This window comes from Bradyrhizobium viridifuturi, assembly GCF_001238275.1.
GTDB lineage: Bacteria > Pseudomonadota > Alphaproteobacteria > Rhizobiales > Xanthobacteraceae > Bradyrhizobium > Bradyrhizobium viridifuturi.
This window is the reverse complement of record NZ_LGTB01000042.1, coordinates 84,450-98,792: the sequence shown is the minus strand read 5'-3', so window position 1 is coordinate 98,792 and position 14,343 is coordinate 84,450. Positions and strand designations below refer to the sequence as shown.

Below are 14,343 nucleotides of genomic sequence, written 5' to 3'. Positions count from 1 at the left end.
GCCGGCGATGAAGCGGCTCAGCTGAAGGCCTCGCAAAGCGGCGCGGCGGACCTGCAGAAGTCGCTGGCGGAGGAGCACGAGCGTGCGGCGCGGTTGGAGCTGGACCTCGCGGCGGCTCGCCGTGACACGGAAGTGCAATCGGCGGCGACGGCCAAAGCGAGCGACGAATTGGCCAAGCTGAGGCTGGCAACGGAAGCTGACGCCGCGGAACAGCGCCAGTCGATACAGAAGGAGCACGAGCGGGCGGACGCTATGGCGCAGGATCTCGCGACAGCGCGCAGCAAAGTCTACGCCTACGAGGCTCAGGCGGCCAAAGCCAACGACGAGGCAGCGCCGCATCAGCAGCCGGAGTCGAGCGATATCGCCGAGTTGCGACAATCGCTCCAGCGCGAGCAGCAGCGGGCCGAACAACTGGCTCGTGATCTTGCAACAAAGAGCAGCGAACTCGATGCCCAGGCCGAGCGGGCAGCTGCAGCGAACGCGCAAGCCGCCGGAGCGCAGCAGGCCGCGGAGCAGGCTGTGGCTGAGCAGCGCAGTCTGCTGGAGAAGGAACACGGCAGGGCCGAGCAATTGGAGCGGGACCTTGCATCGGCGCGCCGCGACGTCGGTGCGCTCGCCGAGAAAGTGCCGCCCGTCGCGTCTCAGGTGGCCACCACCGGCAACGCCGGCAAGTCCATGCAGGACGAGCCGGCGGGCGCAGCGGTGGGGTCAATCGAGGGCCGCGCCGCCGCGCCGCGACCAGCCGGCAATGTCGAGGCCGCTTCCGACGACGGGGCGCAAGAGGCGAGGCTGATGGCGCGGGCCCGCTTGCTGCTGGAACGGGGTGACATCGGTGGTGCGCGGATCGTGCTGGAACGCGTCGCCGAGACGGGCAGCGCCCAGGCAAGCTTCGCGCTCGCGGAAACCTACGATCCGCTGACCCTCTCGAACTGGGGAACCTATGCAACGCGTGGCGATGCGGCCAAGGCGCGCGATCTCTACGCCAAGGCCGCGGCTGGTGGAATCAAGGAGGCAAAGGCGCGGTTCGAGGCGCTGCGTTGATCAAACGATCCAGCAAGAACGAACGCGCTGATGCGATGTCGTGCAAAGGAGCTGCTCGATGAAGAATCTGATCGGAATTCGCCCGTTGCTGCTTGCGGGCCTGATGTCGCTGCTTCCGGCGCTGCAGCCGCCCCCGGCGGATGCGCGGCCGCAACATGACCGGCCTCACAGGGCGCGGCTGATCCAGGCTGAACCGCCGCAGCCCAGGCCTGAATCCTTGGCGATCAATGCCTGGACCGTGGGTCTTGCCGGCGGCCTGCTCGAGGGAGCGCCGATCCGCCTCGCCGCGGAGATGGCCCGCGTGGTCGACGACGGCAACAATCTGCACGTCCTGCCTGTGGTGACGCGGGGACCCGTGGAGAACCTCAACTCGCTGCTGTACTTGCGCGGCATCGACGCTGCGATCATCAATTCCGACGCGCTCGAGGAATACAAAAGTCAGGTGCCGGATATCCAGCGGCGGATCACCTACGTCCTGAACCTGTTTCCGTCCGAACTGCATATCTTCGTTCGTCCGGAGATCAAGAGTCTGAGCGACCTCGCCGGCAAGAAGGTGAATTTCAACAGCCAGGGTACGGCCGCAGCCTATTCAGGTCCGCTGATCTTCAGTCGCCTCGGTATCGATATCGAGAAGACGTTCATTCCGCACCAGATCGCGCTCGAGCAGATGCGCAAGGGCGACATGGCGGCCGTCGTCTTCATCACCTCGAAGCCGGTCGATGCATTTGTGAAAGGCCGATTTGAAGCGGGCTTCAAGTTCCTGCCGGTCCCGTATGACAGCAAGTTCGAGGACTATTATCTGCCGGCAGCGCTCGACGCGGCCGATTACCCAAATCTGATCAAGCAGGGCGATCACGTGGCGACGATCGCCGTACCGACGGCCCTCGTCGCCTTCAATTGGCCGGCCAACAGCAACCGTTTCGAGCGCGTTGCACGCTTCGTCGATCATCTGTTTTCGCGGATCGACAAGCTGCAGGGACCCGGCTTCGACCCGAAGTGGAAATCGATCAACCTCGGAGCGACCGTGCCCGGTCTCGCGCGCTTCCCTGCCGCGCAGGCGTGGCTCGATCGGCAGTCGTCGACCGCACGGGCATCGCAATGACCAGGTTTTCCGCCCCGCTTGTTGTGGCAGTCGCCGTCGTCAACGGCGTTGCCCTCGCGCAGGGGGTGGAGGATCCCATGAGAGATCCCATGGCACAGCTGCGCGCCTGTTCTCAGCTCGAACGTGAAGCGCGGCTGGAGTGCCTCGACAAGCTGTCGCATGCAGCAGCACCGGCTCGCCGCGAAGCGTCGAAAGCGGACCGTTGGACGATCAGCGAGACGACGTCGCCGGTGGACTATTCACCGATCGCAACTGCGACAACGTCCGACTCGGTCGATTCATCCGTCAAGCTGTCGATCCGGTGTCGCGGCGGGCGGACCGAATTGTCCTTCTCGGGACCAGCCATCTCGGGCCGGGGCGACGGCTATGCGATTTCCTACCGCATCAACGGCGGTTCACCGGTGCAGGTCGCCGCAACCATGCCGGCGGTTGGTTCCGGTGTCGCCGTCGCTGGCGATGTCGTTCGCCTGTTGCAATCGCTTCCCGATAACGCGGTGCTTGCCGTCCACCTCTCACGCGGCGCCGGGGCTGCCCAGGATGCGACCTTCTCGCTCGCGGGGTTGGACGCGATGCGCGCGAGGATGGCCGGGGTCTGCAAATGGCCGCTCGCCGTCGCAAGACCCAGCCATTGAAAGTGTGTGCCTGCCAATTTTTCGAGATGGAGATGCTTGATGTGCAATTTTAAATCTGTTGCGAAATTCGTTGCGGTGGCCAGCCTCGCTGTGCTGGCTTCCACGCCATTTGCGGTGGCCCAGCAAGACGGAAAAAGCTGGGGCCCGACCGCGCAGACTGCGCCTCACGCGGCGACTGGCGCCCGGAAACCTGAAACGCCGCGGGCCACTGCCGATGCTCGCAAGCGCTCCGCATTGGCTCGTATGCACGATCCGGCGGTGCCGAACGGGAAGGAGCATCACCTGATCCTGCAGGTGAACAGCAATGATCCTGCCGCCATGAATCTCACGCTCAACAACGCAACGAACGTGGCCGAGTATTACAAGGGCATCGGCGAGAAGGTGAAGATCGAAGTCGTCACCTTCGGCCCGGGCCTGCACATGCTGCGCGAGGATACCTCGCCGGTGAAGGCGCGCATCGAGGAAATGGCGCTCAGTTCACCTGAAGTGTCGTTCAAGGCCTGCGGCAACACCCAGGAGAAGATGCAGAAGGCCGAGAACAAGTCGATCCCGATCATCAAGCAGGCGGAAGTCGTGAAGTCCGGCGTCGTGCGCGTGATGGAATTGCAGGAAAAGGGGTGGGCCTACGTGAAGCCGTGAGCGGGAGGGCCGGCCAGCCCTGAACTCCCTTTCAGCGGACGCGGCTTGCTGCGCAGAACGCGGGCGTAAATCCATGGGCGCGCGGGGCAGGGCTGCCGGCCGCGCGGCCAATCGCATTGACGTTCCGCATCCGCTACGCCAAGCTCCGGGGAAAATCAAAAACAACCCGGGGAAACGCCATGCTCCGCGCCGAAGACAACAGGTTCCTCACCGAAGCCGGATCAGGAACGGGAATGGGCGAATTGCTGCGCCGGTTCTGGATTCCGGTGCTGCTGTCGGAAGAACTGCCGGAGCCGGACAGCGACCCGAAGAAGATCGTGGTGATGGGCGAGGAGCTGCTTGCCTTCCGCGACTCGAGAGGCGTGGTCGGCGTCATCGATCAATACTGCCCGCACCGCGGCGCCAATCTCTGGCTCGGCCGCAACGAGGAATGCGGCATCCGCTGCGTCTACCACGGCTGGAAGTTCGATACCGACGGCCGCTGCGTCGACATGCCGACCTCCTATCCGGACCTCAATGCCAAGGACCTGATCCGCATCAAGTCCTATCCGGTGCGCGAATGGGGCGAGATGATCTGGGCCTATATGGGCCCGGCCGATCAGATGCCGGAATTGCCGGCGCTGGAGATGGCGCTGCTGCCGGCCTCGCACCGCTTCGTCACCAAGAAATGGCAGGACTGCAATTGGGTGCAGGCGGTGGAAGGCTCGATCGACACCGCGCATTTCACCTTCGCGCATCTCTCCTTCGAGAAGGAGGAGAACGAGATCCTCGACATCAAGAAGCACTTCGTGAACCCGCTGACGCGGGTCGCGACCGACCACATGCGCTGGATCGCCGAGGATCCGCGGCCGGTGATCAAGATCAATCCGCATGAGGCGGGGCTCACGGTGGCCGGCGGCCGGCTCACCGGCAGCGACAATATCTACTGGCGCATCGCCCAGTTCCTGATGCCGTTCCATTCCTATGCGCCGAGCTCGATGCCGGGCGAGAACATGTTCGGCCAGACCTTCGTGCCGGTCACCGACACCAATTGCTGGATCTACACCTATGCGTGGAATCCCGACCGGCCGCTGACCGAGGCGGAGCGGGCCGGTTACGCCAACGGCAACGGCGTGATGGCCGTGGTCGACGAGAATTACGTGCCGCTGCGCAACAAGTCGAATGACTATCTGATCGATCGCAAGCTGCAGCGGACCAAGAGCTACACCGGCATCAAGGGCGTCTCCGAGCAGGACGCCGCGGTGCAGGACAGCCAGGGCCCGATCGCCGACCGCACCCGCGAGCATCTCGGCCCGACCGATCTCGGCATCATGCATTTCCGCAAGCTGGTGATGGAGGCGGCCCGCGCGCTGCAAAAGGGCGAGGCGCCGCCGCATGCCGCGCACCAGGATCGCTATACCGTGCGCTCCGGCGCCTGCGTCACCAGCAAGACCAAGGATCTCACCGCTGTGATGATCGAACGGTTCGGCGATCCCGCGGGCTTCGTCGGCGGTCCCGGGCAGAACGCCGCTGCGGAGTAATATCCACGGTCGTCCCGGCGAAAGCCGGGACCCATAACCACAGCTGCAACGTTGTTGCGACCGCTGTGGCCCCGACCTTCGCCAAATCGGCAACGGTGGTTATCGGTCCCGGGTCGCGCTGCACTTGTCCGGGACGACAGCGAGGCTACAGCGGCATCCTTCGATACTCGCGGTTCGAAAGGCTCGCTTCCTCCAGATCCAGGTCGCGCTCGATGCGGCGCCTGGTCTCGTCGGTGATCTTGCCGTCGCGCAGCAGCATGTGGATGAACTTGCGCTCGGAGGAGATCAGCTCCCGCGTCAGCGCGGTGCCGGTGGCGGAGACGTCGTGCTTGTCGGGGTCGAGCGAGTCGGGCAGCTGGTTGATCCGGATCTCGTGGCGCGACCGCAACAGCTTGATCACCTCGTCGGACAGTTCGCGGTCGTCGGTGATGGCGTCGAGCGACTTCAGCGCGGCGTTCAGCGCCTCGCGCCGCGCCGCGATTTCCTGCTCGTGCTCGGCGATGTGCTCGCTGCGTCCGTCCCTGGCGAGGCCGAGCCAGCGCACCACCGGCGGCAGTCCGAGGCCGAGCCCGACCAGCGTCACGAAGATCACGCCGAAGGCGACGAACAGGATCAGGTCGCGATACGGGAAGGCCTCGCCGCTCGGCAGCGTCAGCGGCAGCGCCAGCGCCGCGGCCAGCGAGACCGCGCCGCGCACGCCGGTGAAGGCGACCACGAACACCGCTCGCCACGACGGCAGCGGATCGCGTTCGCGCACCCGCCGGCTGATCCAGCGCGGCAGATAGGTGCCGGGAAACACCCACAGGAACCGCGCGACGATCACGATGATTGCGACCAGCACGGTGGCGGTCAGGATGTCGTGCAGCGGAAACGACTTCGACTTCTCGTACAGCGAGCGCATCTGGAAGCCGGTCAGGAGGAACAGCAGCCCCTCGATCAGGTAGATGATCAAATCCCAGAAGAAGATGCCCTGCAGGCGCGTCGCGGCGGAAATCAGCAGCGGCCCGTTCCAGCTCATATAGAGCCCGCAGGCGACGGTTGCGATCACGCCGCTGCCGCCGAAATGCTCCGGAATCCAGTAGGCGAGATAGGGCGTGATCAAGGACAGCGTGATCTCGACCTGCGGATCCCGGGCTCTGCGGCGGGCGCGCAGGCTGAGCCAGCCGACCGCGGTGCCGAACGCGATCTCGGCGGCGACGATGACGAAGAACGTGCCGGTCGCCTTCGGCAGCGAGAACAGCCCGGTGGTGATGGCGGCCAGCGCAAAGCGATAGAGGATCAGCGCGGTGGCGTCATTGGCGAGCCCTTCGCCCTCGAGGATCACCAGGATGCGGCGCGGCATTCCAAGCTTGCGCGCGATCGCCAGCGGCGCGACCACGTCCGGCGGCGCGACGATGGCGCCGAGCAGGAAGCCGGTGCTCCAGGGCAGGCCGATCAGGTAATGGGTCGCGGCGCGACCATGAAGGCGGTGAAGATCACGCAGCCGACCGACAGCAGGATGATCGGCCGCAGGTTGGCCTTGAACTCGCGCCAGCTCATCGCGACGCTGGCCGAATAGATCAGCGGCGGCAGCACCACCAGAAGCACGAGCTCGGGCGGCAGTTCCAGCGACGGCATTCCCGGCACGAAGGCCAGCACGATGCCGACCAGCAGCAGCAGGATCGCCGGCGCGATATCGGTCCGCCGCGCCACCAGCGCGGTTCCCGCCAGCACCCCGAGCAAAGTGAGAAAAATCTGAAACTTGGCTTCCATCACGGGCTCAATTCGCCCGGAAACCGGCGCCAGTCAATGCGGTCCGGCCGGAGCCGGGCCGCAGGGGCATGATCCGGAAAAGTGGAAACCGGTTTCCCGCGACAAACGCGGAACGCGTTTGCGCCGAGATCATCCTCAAACAAGGAGATGGGATCATGACGCGATTCCGTGGAAACGCATCATGATGTTGGCCGTGTCGCAAAGCCGTCGTGGAGACGCAGTGGACCGGCGGTCAGTCCTTGAGGTCGTAGCGGTACGACTTCGAGACGATCTGCCAGCCGTCGGCGAGCTTCATGGCGACAAGGTAGTCGGTGAAATAGCGCGGCGGCAGCTGGCAGCGCACCTTGATGAAGGCCGTGTTGTCGTCGGAGCGGTCGATGGTGACGATGAAGTCCTCGCGCGGCTTGCCTTCGGCCTTCGCCGACGTGCGCTTGCGCACCAAGGCGAGCCAGTCCGGCACGGTCAGGACCTTCAGCTCGCCCTTCTCCACCCAGCGCAGGTCGGCGCTCGGATGAAAGGCTTCGGCGAGCTTGTCGGCATTGCTCTCATAGAGGCCGTCGAAATAGGTTTGGACGACGTTCTCGACGGTGGATCGATCTTGGCTCATGGGTTGGTCCTCCCGGCAGGGTTTTGGTCTACTAGGGCGCGTTTTCGGGCGAAGCGGGGACCGCTTCGCGTGAGGAAAGCGCGTCGAACGAGAATCGCGAGCCCCGTTCCGATTCAATCGGATTGGAAAGGGCTCTAGAATTTAGCCGCGAACCGCCGCATCGCGCCATGGCCGGCGGCAAAATTCTGCGTGAGGAGCAAGTTGTGACCACATCTGCAAATTCGAACGCAAATTCGAATGAAACCATCCTGACCGGCGAATGCTTCTGCCGCGACGTGCGCTACGAGGTGGTCGACGCGTTTGCCTATGCGCTGAATTGTCACTGCTCGAACTGCCGGCGCACCACGGGCTCGGCGTTCAAGCCGTTCGCGGGGATTGTGCGCGAAAAGTTTGCCGTCACGCGCGGCGCCGACGGTCTGCTGATCTACGGCGATGAGATCACCCACGACGCGCATTGCGGCCGCTGCGGGTCGCTGCTCTATTCGCAGGTCCGTAACGGCGCTTATGTCCATGTCACGATGGGTACGCTGCGCGATGCGCCCTCGATCCGGCCGACCGCGCATATCTTCGTCGGCTCCAAGGCGCCGTGGTACGCGATACTGGACGACCTGCCGCAATATCAGGAGCACGTGACGCAAGGCGGGGAATAAAAGGCAGGGAATAAATCCGCTCAAGGCAAGTTCTTGCCCTGTGTCTGGTCCGCTTGTGCCGCGGACGTCTCGGACGGCCCCAGCGAGAAGGCGAGCACGACGTCGTCGGCGCGCTGCTTGAACTCCTTGCCGACCGCGGTGCGCGCAGCGTCGGCAAGTTCCTGCAACGGCTTGTCGTGCAGCAGGCTGGGGAAGGTGACGGTGACCGACGTGAGCCGGCCATTGTGCCAGTTGAACCCGACCGTCGGCTTGACCCCGACCATCGCAACAAGATCGTTCTCGACGGCCTTGGCGTGCTTGAAGCCATCGAACACGGCATCGACCAGGCCGCAGCCCGCGGCGCAGCCGGCCAGCAGCGCGACGGCGAGGAGGTTTCGGGCCATGACGCCGAACCTGGCGCCGACCATGCCGGCCCTGGCGGATGGAACCGCCGCGCTTGTGCCCTGCATCAGGTCCTCCGTATCCTTGTTCTCGTTGCCCGGATCGTGCACGAAATCCCGTGCCCGGCCAAATCCGAACCGGCGGTCCGTTTCGTCGACTAACCGTCAGGATGGCATGGTCCACGCCGGCGCGGATCGTGAGGCGCCTCACAAAGTGCCGCGCTTGATTCTGGTAGATGGACCTGCATGCTGAAAAACGGCCAGAGTGTCGCCATGAACGGGTCTTTGAACTTGAATCGATTGCTGCTCGCCGTCGCGGCTTTTCTGCTGATCATCTGCCAGCCGGCCTTCGCCGAGAAGCGCGTGGCCCTGGTGCTTGGCAACTCGGCGTATCGGAACACCGTGCCGCTGGCCAACCCGGTCAACGATGCCTCGGTGATAGCCGCGACGCTGAAGAATGCCGGCTTCGACGTGGTCGACTTCCGCAAGGACCTGCCGGCGGTCGAGACCCGCCGCGCGCTGCGCGAATTCGCCGACCTCGCCCGCGATGCCGATATCGCGCTGGTCTACTACGCGGGCCACGGCATCGAGGTGGACGGTGCCAACTACCTGATCCCGGTCGATGCCCGGCTGGAGCGCGACACCGACGTCTATGACGAGGCGTTTTCGCTCGACCGCATCCTGGTCGCGATCGAGCCGGCGCGGAAGCTGCGGCTGGTGATCCTCGATGCCTGCCGCGACAACCCGTTCGCCAAGACCATGAAGCGGACGCTGGCGACCCGGGCGATCGGGCAGGGCCTCGCCAAGGTCGAGCCGACCAGTCCGAACGTGCTGATCGCCTATTCGGCGAAGGCCGGGTCTACGGCGGCCGACGGCGACGGCAAGAACAGCCCGTTCACGATCGCGCTGTCGAAGTTCCTGCCGACCCCCGGCCTCGATGTCCGCCGCGCCTTCGGCTATGTCCGCGACGAGGTGCTGAAGACCACCAACAACCGCCAGGAGCCGTTCGTCTATGGCTCGCTCGGCGGCGAGGACGTGCCGCTGGTGCCGGCACCGGCCAAGCAGGCGCCCGCCGCTGCTGCCGCTGCCCCGCCCGCCGCGCCGGCAGCGACGCCGCAGTCGGAGGCCCGCCGCGACTACGAGCTGGCGCTGCAGATCGGCAACAGAAGCGCGATGAACGCTTTCCTCGCCCAATATCCGAATGGCTACTACGCCAACCTTGCCAGGTTGCAGCTCGAGAAGTTCGCGGCCGAGGACGCGCGCGTCGCCGCCACCGAGAAGGCGCGTCTGGCCGAGCAGGAGCGTGCACGGCTCGCCGCTGAGGGCGCGCAGAAGGCGCAGCAGGCGAAGGCCGAGGCCGACGCGAAGGCCGCCGAAGCGGCGCGTCTTGCCGCCGAACGGGCCAAGCAGGTCGCGCAGGATCAGGCCACCGCTGCCGAGCAGAAGCGTCAGGCGGATGCCGCGCTCGCCGATCGCACCGCGGCGAACAAGGCGGTTCCCGATCAGCCGGCAACGCAGGCTGCGGCCACTCCGCCAGCCCCGCCGGCTCCCCCCGAGAAGAGCACGACTGTGGCGGCTCTGGCGACCGGTTCGCCCGAGGCCGACGTGGTCAAATCGGTGCAGACCGAATTGCGCCGCGTCGGCTGCCTGACCGGCGCCGTCGATGGCGACTGGAACGCGGCGTCGCAGCGCTCGCTGACGCTGTTCAACCGCTATGCCGGCACCAAGCTCGACATCAAGGCCGCCAGCGTCGACACGCTCGATGCCGTCAAGCTGAAGCAGTCCCGCGTCTGTCCGCTGGCCTGCGAGCACGGCTACAAGGCCGACGGCGATCGCTGCACCAGGATCGTCTGCGCCGAGGGCTCTTTCCTCAACGACGACAATGAGTGCGAGAAGCGGCGCGAGCGGAAGCCGGTTGCCAAGCGCGACAGCGATGAGCGTCCGTCGCGACGCGAGCGCGAACGTGCCTTCCATCCGCAGCGCGAGCCGCAGGTGCCGTCCGCGGAGATTCCGCGCCCGCAGGGCCGTGCAAGGGCGGAAGGCGGCGGCAGCGGTCAGATCATGTGCGATGCCTATCTGTGCCGCCCGGTCAGGCGCGGCTGCCATCTGGAGTACCGCGGCGGCGGCGGCCCTGGCGGCAACGTCGGCAACGTCGAGGTCTGCAATTAGCGCCGGGTAGCGAGATCACACTTGCCGCGAAGGAGGTTTGCTCCCTCTCCCGCTTGCGGGGGGAGGGCTGGGGTGGGGGCTCTCTCCACGAATCGCATCCTGGAGAGAGCCCCCACCCGGATCGCATCTTCGATGCGATCCGACCTCCCCTGCAAGCGGGAGAGGCGCAGCGAGTTTACCCCTGGACTAGATCAAGCTCGCCGCGATGTTCACCATGAGCGCCAGCAGCGCGGTGTTGAACACGAACGAGATGATGCCGTGCACGGTCGCGGTGCGGCGGATGATCTTGTCGGTGATGCCGACATCGGAGACCTGCGCGGTCATGCCGATCACGAATGAGAAATAGACGAAGTCCCAGTAGTCGGCGTCGGTATGCTCATCGCCGCTCGGAAACTGCAATCCGCCGGGTGCCTTGCCGCGATAGAACTCGTGGGCGTAGTGCAGCGCGAATGCGGTGTGGACCATCGTCCATGACAGCGTGATGGTGACGATGGCCACCGCCAGTCCGGTCGGGCTGCCCTCGGATGCGCCGAGCTCGAACACGATGGCCAGTAGGCTCGCCAGCGCGCCGAATGCGGTCACCAGCAGGATCAGGAAACGGCCGTCGTCCTGCAATATGGCGCTGCGCTTGATGTGGGCGACGCCACAGCGCAGCATCATCACGTAGGCGAGCACGAGATAGAGCGCGGCAAAAGCGTCCCAGCCGGCAAGCAGGCGCGTGACGAGGCGTAGCGAGCCGGGCATCAACAGCGCGACGATGATGCCGACCACGATCGAAGTGAAGGTGCGCGGCCGGCCCACCACGACGCGGACCGGCATCGGCAGCTTGCGGAAACGAACAAGGCGGTCGTCGAACTCCTTGTTCATTTCGGGCGATTTCCAGCTAGTTCTTGCGCTCGGCGACGAAGCGGGCGGCTGCGCGCAGCACGTCGCCGCGGTCGCCGAACACCGACAATGCGGCATCGGCCCGCGCCAGCAGGTCGCGCACGCGCTGCTTGGCGCCGTCGATGCCGAGCTGGGTGACGAAGGTGGTCTTGCCGAGCGCGGCGTCCGCGCCGGCCGGCTTGCCGAGTGCGGCAGCGTCGCCCTCGACGTCGAGCAGATCGTCGGCGATCTGGAAGGCCTCGCCGAGCGCTTTGCCGTAATCGTCGAGCGCCTGGTATTCCTTCTGCGAAGCCTGGCCGAGGATCGCGCCGGCGATGCAGCCGAAGCGGAGCAGCGCGCCGGTCTTCATCTGCTGCAGCCGCGCGACGTCGACCGGCTCGCGGTCGCCGAAGCGGCCTTCGCCGGCAAGGTCGAGAATCTGGCCGCCGGCCATGCCGCCGACGCCGGAGGCGCGCGCCAGCGCGCGGGTCAGGAGCAGGCGGACCTGGGCATCCCTGTGGATCGCATCGCGGGTGATGATGTCGAAGGCGATCGTCAGCAGCGCGTCGCCGGCGAGGATCGCGGTGGCGTCGTCATAGGCCTTGTGCAGGGTGGGGCGGCCGCGGCGCAGATCGGAATTGTCCATCGCCGGCAGATCGTCATGGATCAGCGAGTAGCAGTGGATGCATTCCAGCGCGGCGCCGACCAGCAGCGCGGATTCGCGCGGAATGCCGAACACCGCGGCGCTCTCGACCGCGAGGAACGGCCGCAGCCGCTTGCCGCCGCCGAGGCTCGAATAGCGCATCGCCTCGATCAGCCGCTTCGGGCGCACGATTTCGTCGCTCTCGGTCGCGTCGGACAGCAGCTTGGCGAGCAGGGCTTCGGTATCCTCCGCGGTCTGGTCCAGCCGCTTGGAAAACTCTGCAGTACCGGTCGTCATTAAGAATTGCTCCAGATCGATTTTCGGCCGGACAATCGTTGATGAGATCGGCTTCGTCAATTCCACCCTGCGACGGATTCGCGCCTTAAAAGTGCTGGAAAAACCGTGAATTATCCGACAGACGTCTGACGGTGCCGGCCGTGTCCTGGCGGACGGGTGCCAAATCCTTGCTGAAGAGGTCCTCCCCGGGAACCCTCGTTTTGCGCATTGTCCGAATTTTATTGCTGGTTTTGCTGGCGGTGCTGTTGCTGCCCTATCTGGTGACGCCGTTCTACCGCACCGGTCAGCCAGTTTCGGCCTTGATGGCGTGGCGGACCCTGCGTGGGGCCCCGGTCACGCGGCATTGGATCGATTTCGCCGCGATGTCGCCCTATCTGCCCCGCTCCGTGGTCGGCTCGGAGGACGCCCATTTCTGCAAGCACCGGGGCGTCGATTGGGGGGCGCTGCGCGAGGCGCTCGACGATGCCGAGGACGGCGAGCCGACCCGCGGCGGCTCGACCATCACCCAGCAGGTGGCCAAGAACCTGTTCCTGTGGTCCGGCCGCAGCGTGATCCGCAAGGGGCTGGAACTGCCGCTGGCGCTCTGGATCGACTTCGTGCTGCCGAAGCAGCGAATCCTGGAAATCTACCTCAACATCGCGGAAATGGGCCCATCCGGGCAATTCGGCGCCGAAGCCGGCGCCCAATATGCCTTTGGCCGGTCCGCCGCGGCGCTATCGCCCCGGGAAGCCGCGCTTTTGGCGGCGATTCTGCCGAATCCGGTGAAAAGGAGCGCCCGGAACCCGGGTCCGGGGGTGCGCAGGCTGTCCGGAACCTACATGGCCCGGGCCAATACCGTGACGCGGTGCTGGCGCGACAATCGCGGCGATTGAGCGCGATTTCGGGCGCATTTTGCTGTCTCGAGCCCTAGCTTTACCGAGTGCCTTCCTCTATAAGCGCGGCCTTACCGGCATCGCAGCTTGCGCTTCGAAGCGCTGAGCCACGTCCGTATTTCGGACGATGCCTCCGCAACACCCTAGAGGACACCGTCATGGCCGTTCCCAGAAGAAAAACCTCGCCGTCGCGCCGTGGCATGCGCCGTTCGGCCGATGCGATCAAGACCCCGACCTATGTCGAGGACAAGGACTCCGGCGAACTGCGCCGTCCGCACCACCTCGACCTGAAGACCGGCATGTACAAGGGCCGCCAGGTCCTGAAGGCCAAGAAAGAGTCCTGATCGGACTTCGGCTGCCGCGCCGCGGAGCATGATCCGGAAATGCGTCTAGCGTTTTCCGATCGGTTCATGTTCTTACCAAAGCGGCGCTGCGCCCGAATTCGGCCAACGAGTGCGGTCAAGACGGGCGCGTCCGCGGCGAAGCCGATGAGCATCGCCGCATTGCTGGTTCTCCCTGAATAAGGCGCAAGCCCCGATGGTCGGTTTTCCGCTGCTGCTCGTTCCGCTCGCGGTCTACAACATCATCGCCTTCCTGATGCCCGGCGTGTCCTTCACGGACCCGCTGATCAGGCTGACATTGCTGTCGGGCGAGCAGTGGCAGATCACCCTCAGTGACATGCTGCTTGCCGCCGGCGTGCTGCTGTTGCTGCTCGAGGTCATCAAGGCGCGCGCCCCGGCGCGAAATATCTCACCGACCATCTGCTGTCGCTGATCGTGTTCGGCGCGGCGGCCGCTGAATTCGTGCTCTGGCCGAAATTCGGCAACTCGACCTATTGCCTGCTGACGCTGCTGGCGCTGGTCGATTTCATTTCCGGCATTGCGCTGCGTACCCGCCGCCGTGCGGTGGTCGCAGCTGCGGCGCCGGCACCGAGTGTCAGCAAATCGCAACCCGAGGCCCCGCAGCCTGCGCCTGTCGCGCAGCCCGCGCCGCGTGTCGAGCCCGCGCCTGTCGCAGCACCGGCGCCCGCTGCGCCGCCGCCTGCCGCGCCCGTTCCTTCGGCAACGTCGGTTGCCGAATCCGTGCTGCTCGATCAGTCCGCGCCAAAGCCCACCGTCACCTCGCCGGATTTGCAGCCGGGTGGCCAGCCGCCGTCGGACGCGCCGCAGCGCTAG

The 14,343-nt window shown here is 65.6% G+C and carries 12 protein-coding genes and 3 pseudogenes; 10 read left to right on the top strand and 5 right to left on the bottom strand.

Annotated elements, in window-relative coordinates:
- The 5 genes and pseudogenes from ALC15_RS44290 to ALC15_RS32000 all read left to right on the top strand — a co-directional run.
- Positions 1-1,041 (top strand): annotated as a pseudogene (locus ALC15_RS44290) (hypothetical protein); the annotation flags it as partial.
- A 58-nt stretch (positions 1,042-1,099) separates the two neighbouring features.
- Entirely contained in the window at positions 1,100-2,143 is a 1,044-nt protein-coding gene (locus tag ALC15_RS32015) for a TAXI family TRAP transporter solute-binding subunit (RefSeq protein WP_094194232.1), read from the top strand.
- Positions 2,144-2,166: 23 nt separating this feature from the next.
- Positions 2,167-2,775 (top strand): hypothetical protein, encoded by a 609-nt coding sequence (locus tag ALC15_RS32010; protein WP_244486344.1) that lies wholly within the window; start codon positions 2,167-2,169, stop codon positions 2,773-2,775.
- A gap of 39 nt (positions 2,776-2,814) precedes the next feature.
- Positions 2,815-3,414, top strand: a complete 600-nt coding sequence (locus ALC15_RS32005; protein ID WP_050630730.1) for a DsrE family protein — start codon at positions 2,815-2,817, stop codon at positions 3,412-3,414.
- 179 nt (positions 3,415-3,593) lie between these two features.
- Positions 3,594-4,934 carry a Rieske 2Fe-2S domain-containing protein gene (locus ALC15_RS32000; protein ID WP_050630729.1) on the top strand — a complete coding sequence of 447 codons (1,341 nt, stop codon included), beginning with the start codon at positions 3,594-3,596 and terminating at the stop codon, positions 4,932-4,934.
- A 145-nt stretch (positions 4,935-5,079) separates the two neighbouring features.
- Here ALC15_RS32000 and ALC15_RS31995 read toward each other — a convergent pair.
- Both ALC15_RS31995 and ALC15_RS31990 read right to left on the bottom strand, forming a co-directional pair.
- A pseudogene (locus ALC15_RS31995) lies at positions 5,080-6,686 on the bottom strand (Na+/H+ antiporter).
- 232 nt (positions 6,687-6,918) lie between these two features.
- Positions 6,919-7,293, bottom strand: coding sequence for a nuclear transport factor 2 family protein (locus tag ALC15_RS31990; RefSeq protein WP_021077543.1), 375 nt, complete (start codon positions 7,291-7,293; stop codon positions 6,919-6,921).
- A gap of 167 nt (positions 7,294-7,460) precedes the next feature.
- Here ALC15_RS31990 and ALC15_RS31985 point away from each other — a divergent pair, with 167 nt between their 5' ends.
- Complete coding sequence (locus ALC15_RS31985; protein ID WP_050630728.1) at positions 7,461-7,943, top strand: GFA family protein; 483 nt, start codon at positions 7,461-7,463, stop codon at positions 7,941-7,943.
- A 20-nt stretch (positions 7,944-7,963) separates the two neighbouring features.
- Here ALC15_RS31985 and ALC15_RS31980 read toward each other — a convergent pair whose 3' ends face one another.
- Positions 7,964-8,392, bottom strand: a complete 429-nt coding sequence (locus ALC15_RS31980) for a hypothetical protein (protein ID WP_244486343.1) — start codon at positions 8,390-8,392, stop codon at positions 7,964-7,966.
- Positions 8,393-8,596: 204 nt separating this feature from the next.
- On the opposite strand from ALC15_RS31980, the gene ALC15_RS31975 reads away from it, so the two are divergent.
- Positions 8,597-10,492 (top strand): caspase family protein, encoded by a 1,896-nt coding sequence (locus tag ALC15_RS31975; RefSeq protein WP_050630739.1) that lies wholly within the window; start codon positions 8,597-8,599, stop codon positions 10,490-10,492.
- Between the two features lie 186 nt (positions 10,493-10,678).
- Here the strand turns inward: ALC15_RS31975 and ALC15_RS31970 are convergent, their stop codons facing one another.
- Together ALC15_RS31970 and ALC15_RS31965 are read right to left on the bottom strand one after the other, a co-directional pair.
- The gene (locus ALC15_RS31970) at positions 10,679-11,359 is read right to left on the bottom strand and encodes a DUF1345 domain-containing protein (RefSeq protein ID WP_050630727.1); all 681 of its coding nucleotides are present in this window, start codon (positions 11,357-11,359) and stop codon (positions 10,679-10,681) included.
- 16 nt (positions 11,360-11,375) lie between these two features.
- Complete coding sequence (locus ALC15_RS31965; protein ID WP_050630738.1) at positions 11,376-12,296, bottom strand: polyprenyl synthetase family protein; 921 nt, start codon at positions 12,294-12,296, stop codon at positions 11,376-11,378.
- Between the two features lie 200 nt (positions 12,297-12,496).
- Here ALC15_RS31965 and mtgA point away from each other — a divergent pair, with 200 nt between their 5' ends.
- The 3 genes and pseudogenes from mtgA to ALC15_RS31950 all read left to right on the top strand — a co-directional run bounded on the left by mtgA (position 12,497) and on the right by ALC15_RS31950 (position 14,343).
- Positions 12,497-13,168, top strand: a complete 672-nt coding sequence (gene mtgA, locus ALC15_RS31960) for a monofunctional biosynthetic peptidoglycan transglycosylase (protein WP_050630726.1) — start codon at positions 12,497-12,499, stop codon at positions 13,166-13,168.
- Positions 13,169-13,326: 158 nt separating this feature from the next.
- Positions 13,327-13,512, top strand: coding sequence for a 50S ribosomal protein L32 (gene rpmF / locus ALC15_RS31955; RefSeq protein WP_021077536.1), 186 nt, complete (start codon positions 13,327-13,329; stop codon positions 13,510-13,512).
- 193 nt (positions 13,513-13,705) lie between these two features.
- A pseudogene (locus ALC15_RS31950) lies at positions 13,706-14,343 on the top strand (hypothetical protein).